6 protein-coding genes are annotated in these 3,831 nt (G+C 35.1%); 1 reads left to right on the top strand and 5 read right to left on the bottom strand.

Annotated features, from left to right (window positions below; translation table 11 throughout):
• The 3 genes from ABX784_RS16025 to ABX784_RS16015 all read right to left on the bottom strand — a co-directional run.
• Positions 1-382: MATE family efflux transporter (locus tag ABX784_RS16025; RefSeq protein WP_372656073.1), on the bottom strand; the 382-nt coding region annotated here is incomplete at its 3' end.
• Positions 382-732: a SirB2 family protein gene (locus tag ABX784_RS16020; RefSeq protein ID WP_372656072.1), complete on the bottom strand. Its 351-nt coding sequence runs from the start codon at positions 730-732 to the stop codon at positions 382-384. The genes ABX784_RS16020 and ABX784_RS16025, both read right to left, overlap by 1 nt.
• Positions 733-752: 20 nt before the next feature.
• A complete protein-coding gene (locus tag ABX784_RS16015; protein WP_372656071.1) occupies positions 753-1,196 on the bottom strand; it encodes a potassium channel family protein in 444 nt (147 codons plus the stop codon).
• A gap of 45 nt (positions 1,197-1,241) precedes the next feature.
• Here ABX784_RS16015 and ABX784_RS16010 point away from each other — a divergent pair, with 45 nt between their 5' ends.
• Positions 1,242-1,985 (top strand): hypothetical protein, encoded by a 744-nt coding sequence (locus tag ABX784_RS16010; protein WP_372656070.1) that lies wholly within the window; start codon positions 1,242-1,244, stop codon positions 1,983-1,985.
• A gap of 5 nt (positions 1,986-1,990) precedes the next feature.
• Here ABX784_RS16010 and ABX784_RS16005 read toward each other — a convergent pair whose 3' ends face one another.
• Both ABX784_RS16005 and ABX784_RS16000 read right to left on the bottom strand, forming a co-directional pair.
• Positions 1,991-2,512 (bottom strand): hypothetical protein, encoded by a 522-nt coding sequence (locus ABX784_RS16005; RefSeq protein ID WP_372656069.1) that lies wholly within the window; start codon positions 2,510-2,512, stop codon positions 1,991-1,993.
• Positions 2,513-2,606: 94 nt separating this feature from the next.
• The coding region (locus tag ABX784_RS16000; RefSeq protein WP_372656068.1) for a helicase C-terminal domain-containing protein at positions 2,607-3,831 on the bottom strand (1,225 nt) is incomplete at its 5' end.

The raw sequence follows: 3,831 nt of genomic DNA, 5'->3' as shown, positions 1-3,831 counted from the left end.
CACCTTTTGCTCCAACAAAATCAAAGACTGGCGAACTAAAGAAGTACAGAAAAACAGAAGAAAATAGTCCAACAAAGAGAGAAAGTAATAAGGCGACCTTAACTCTACTATGAATCTGGTCAGAGTCACTTATTGAGTAGGCCTCACTGACTGACTGAATTGATGTATGAATAAGAAAATTAAATACCCATGTAAAAGAACTTAAGATAACGACGCCTAGAGATAAAGCGGCAAGCCACGTAGTATCTTTATTACCAATTAAAGCAGTATCGACAATTCCAGTAACAGGTTCAAGTAAAGAACCAAAAATATTAGGAAGTGAGAAAAAGAAAAGCCCACTTAAAGTGAGCTTTACAGAACTTGAAATTGATTTATCAGTCATTAAGGCTTATTTACAGCGAAGTAGATAGCAATGAAGAATAATGTAATGAAGCCCCAGAATAACTTTGGCTTAACATCTTTAGATAGTCTTTTTGCAAGCACAGGTCCAGCAACGGCAATAACAAGCCAAATAACCATCTTAACAATTACCCAAGTTGGAAAACCTTCTCCATGGGAAACACCAATACGAGCAAGAAGCCCCATTCCTGAAACAAGAATTAATAAACTTGTTATTCCAGTAATAATTTTAATATGCTTTGGTTGTGTAGAGTAATAACCTACAGCAAGCCCTGCCACAGTAAGTAAAATACAAAGTAAGTGTATTACTTTATAAACTTCATAAGAGATCATAGAATTTCCTTTCCTTTAACTTATTTCTTGTTTTTTTCTTCTAAATTATTAATTAATTTCTTCAACTCTTCAATAGATTTAGCGATTTGTTCTTCCTCTGTAGAGATACCTTTAAATATCCCCTTGAATCTCTTTGCATAATCACCAAGGATAGCATTAGCAAAAAGAGCCGTATAAACAGCAAACATTGCTGTCCCTAAAAGCATTAGCATAATACTGAAGATCTTTCCTGAAAATGTAACAGGAACCACATCCCCATATCCAACAGAAGTCACTGTTGCAAAGCAAAACCAGACTGCATCTATAAAGTGATCCATTTCGGAGTTTGCATCTTTTTCGATATAGAAAATCCCAACAGAACAAAGGAAGATGAAAAAGTTCCCAAAGACTGTGAGGGCAACAAATTCAAAAGAAGTTACGAGATGAAGAATACGCTTATAAATGATTTTATTACTATTGGTCACAATTGCTCTCTTTTCCTTATTAACTTTGTTCAGTAAAATAATTATATGGCAAATTCAGACAATTCAAAGAAAAAAGAAAACAAGATCTATCGCGGTGCGTACAAGTATATGAGAAATACTAATATCTACTGCGAGGAGACTTTTGAAGTATTTAAAGATAAAGGAGACTCTAGCATGCTCTTTCAGAGTCATATCATGTCTAGAGTCGCAACGGGCGAGCTTTTAAATATCTCCGTCGACTTTAAAGTCAATAAAGACTATATCCCAACTCTTGTTGTTATTAATAAAGTACTTGGTAACAACAATGTCGTTGAAACATTTTCTTTTAACAGTAAGAACAATACGATCAACTACTCTTTTGAATCTGCAAGTGAAACAGAAAAACTCGTTCTAAACACTACTCCTAAGTTCTCTATCTCTACGCCAGCAGTTTGTACAAGTATGCTCCATTTAAGATCAAAGAAATTTGATTCTACAGGAAAGAATATCTACAACGTCTTATCGAGCTCAAATCAATGGAGCTATGAGAGTGAGCCTTCATTTAATACCATTACAATTAGAAGAATGAATCAGGCCAGTGAGACAAAGACAATTGACGGAAGTAACGTCCAAGGTGTCGACTATAAAATTGAATATAAAGAAGAAAGTGATGAGTATGATAAGGATGCACCAAACTTACGATGCTTTGTTAGCCAGTATGTGACAATTCCCTATTTTTTAGAAGATGGAAAGGGCACTAAAATAGAAGTTAAATACTTTAATAATCTATCAGAAAGAGAGCTAGACTAAAGGGCTCACTTACATTTCTTTTTTAGATTTAAGTTATTATAGAATGCTTTACGAGCAATATTACAGACTCCTGAAATATCAGATTTCTCTTTCTTTAACTCCCTAGCAATTTGATTACTTGCAGAGATAAGCTGATCTTCCATTTGTCTTATCTCCCCTGGCGAGCAATCCTCATCATCAACACTCTCTGTAATTAAATCTGTAAGTCTTGAAGTCTCTAGATACCCTGGTGACTTATCTAAACTATCCGCTACAGACCTGAGAGAACATACTTTAAAGTGTTCTTTTTTTACTAAGAGAATTGTGTCTAAGACTTCTTCTTTTTCACAAACTTTCGTATAAGAGTAATAATTATCGACCATGGGTCTTTTATCTTCATAGTCTCCAATATCATCGTAATAACTTTGACTATAGGCCGTAACCATATCTTTTAACTTTAAGACAGTTAACAGAGATGCACTCTCTAAACATGTTACAGACCAAGCAGAGCTCATTGAAAGACAGAAAATTAAGATTATTTTTTTCATCAAAGTAATTATAACTACAACTATACTCACCATGAAAAAACAAGTAGTTAGAAATGAAGTGACCCCCAATAAAAGGAGTCACTATTAAAATTTCTTATTGAATAACGAAGTCTTTAACCTGTTCGCAGGCGACATCAAGAGTCGTTCTCTCTATTTGATATGGCTCCATAAGCTTTAGGAGCTGTTGCATTGTTCTTCCCTTCCATGAGCGTATTCTCGAATCGACAACAATAACTCCACCGATATCACTTTCGGTTCTAAGAAGTCTCCCTAGTTTTTGATGAAGTGATCTTGTTCTATGGGAGAGGTAGTAATCAGTGAATTCGTTTCCAATATTTGATTCATAAAAGTCACGTCTATCCTGAATAACTAAATCCATACGAAGATCAGGAATTTTATCAACAAAAACAAATTGTAGAGCATCTCCAGGAATATCTATCCCCTCTCCAAATGACTCCATCCCTAAAAGAATACCTGAGTCAGAGTTCTTAAAGTCCTCAACTACATTATTTCCCATTCCTTGAATAAAGAGAGGTATCTCTCCATCAAATTCTTCAAGAAGTAACTCTCTAGCAATTTCAAATCTAGAGCGTGCAGAGAATAAGAGAAGGCTTCTTCCTTTAAGGTCTCTAATTAGTTTTGAAATCTTTTTCAGAGTTTGAGGAACAAAGCTCTTATCCCAAATTGGAAGCGTGTCATCGCATAGAAAGACTTTTGTTTTATTTTTATAATCAAATGTCGGAGGAAGGTAGAATCCGGCCTTAAATCTTCTTTCAGGTTCTAGGTATGTATATCCTGTTGCCCATTCGATTCCTCTACTACCTTGATCACCTTTATCGTTTCCAAGCGTTGCAGAAGTAAAAACAACAGAGTCTGAAATCTCAAGGAGTCCTTGATGTAACACTTTTCCAACATTTACAGGAGAAGCACTTACACTCAGTCCATACTCTCCATGATACTTAAGCGATTTAGTATATCCCTCTTTTTCAACAGGTTGATCTAGAGCAACTTCTAAGGCCTTCTGAACATCATCTAGGACACCGATGAATTTTTCAAACCTAGTGAATGCTACAATTTGATTTTCATCAGTAAGCTCTTTCACATCCCATCTAGAGTGATATGGAAGAAGGTAATTATTTAAATTTGTAATAATAAATCTAATAGAATCCAGATGATTGAAGATGGCCATACCAAGCTCATCAGTTCTCTTTCTATTGATCATTGGAGCTTCATTCCAAAAGATATCAGTGTAGCGAGGACGCTTTTTGAAATAGCTCTCTACAACTGTAGGAAGTCCATTTAAGTGATCTTGGAGAAGT

Origin of the sequence: Halobacteriovorax sp. (assembly GCF_041587335.1) — a bacterium.
In the GTDB taxonomy this organism is placed as follows: domain Bacteria; phylum Bdellovibrionota; class Bacteriovoracia; order Bacteriovoracales; family Bacteriovoracaceae; genus Halobacteriovorax.
This window is presented reverse-complemented; position numbering and strand designations above follow the sequence as displayed.